At 75.0% G+C, this 1071-nt stretch carries 1 protein-coding gene; it reads left to right on the top strand.

Translation table 11 applies throughout. The annotated features are described in order from the left end of the window. Nucleotides 1-107: 107 nt before the first annotated feature. Nucleotides 108-953: a purine-nucleoside phosphorylase gene (locus AB8Z75_RS34760; RefSeq protein ID WP_369209104.1), complete on the top strand. Its 846-nt coding sequence runs from the start codon at nucleotides 108-110 to the stop codon at nucleotides 951-953. The last annotated feature ends 118 nt before the right edge of the window (nucleotides 954-1071 follow it).

The following is a 1071-nucleotide window of genomic DNA, read 5'->3' on the forward strand; positions in this document are numbered from 1 at the left end:
GGCGCGGACGCCGRGSSACGGTGTGGTGCCCCCCGGTACCGCGCCGGGAGGCACCACACCTGGCTCTCTCGCCGAGACGCACCACCCCGACACCGAAGGTTCCCGCCATGACGCACGCCTCCGCCCCCGACGCCTCCCTGCGCGCCCACAGCGACGACGCCTCCGACCCGTTCGCGAGCGCGCGGCGGGCCGCCGGACGGCTCGCCGCGCTGACCGGCGCCGCCACCCACGACGCCGCGGTGGTCATGGGCTCAGGGTGGGTCCCGGCCGCCGACGCGCTCGGTGCCCCCGACCACGAGGGAGACGTCACCGACCTGCCCGGCTTCCCGGCACCCGCCGTGGCGGGCCACTCGGGCCGGTTCCGCTCCGTCCGGGTCGGTGACAAGCGCGTTCTCGTGCTGCTCGGCCGCACCCACCTGTACGAGGGCCGGGGCGTGGCCCCCACCGTCCACGCGGTACGCACCGCGGCCGCCGCCGGATGCTCCACGATGGTGCTGACCAACGGCTGCGGCGCGATCGCCCCTGAGTACCGCCCCGGGCAGGCCGTGCTGCTGCGCGACCACCTCAACCTCACCTGTGCCTCACCCGTCCGCGGCGCCGGCTTCGTCGACGTCACCGACCTGTACACGCCCCGGCTGCGTGCCCTCGGCCGCGAGATCGAGCCGTCACTGCGCGAGGGCGTCTACGTCCAGCTGCCCGGACCCCACTACGAGACACCGGCGGAGGTGCGCATGCTCCGTGCCATGGGCGGCGACCTGGTGGGCATGTCCACGGCGCTGGAGGCGATCGCCGCCCGCGAGGCCGGCATGGAGGTGCTGGGCCTCTCCCTGGTCACCAACATGGCCGCGGGCACGACCGGTGCCCCGCTGGAACACCGCGAAGTCCTGGAGACCGGCCGTGACTCGGCCGCACGCACGGGGGAACTGCTCGCCCACGTGCTGCGGCGGCTCTAGTTCTCCCGGGGCTCCTGTCGCCTTGCCTTCCGTGTGCCGGTCGGCTCCGGGAGATTCCTCGTGGGCTCCGTCAAGAGGTCGCGCAGGTCGGGGACGGTGGGGGCGGGGGCAAGCCACG

It is taken from the genome of Streptomyces sp. PU-14G (genome assembly GCF_041028275.1).
Classification (GTDB): Bacteria; Actinomycetota; Actinomycetes; order Streptomycetales; family Streptomycetaceae; genus Streptomyces.

Coding starts and splice junctions, on each gene's coding strand:
- AB8Z75_RS34760 (WP_369209104.1), top strand. CDS start 108: ATGACGCACGCCTCCGCCCCCGACGCCTCCCTGCGCGCCCACAGCGAC.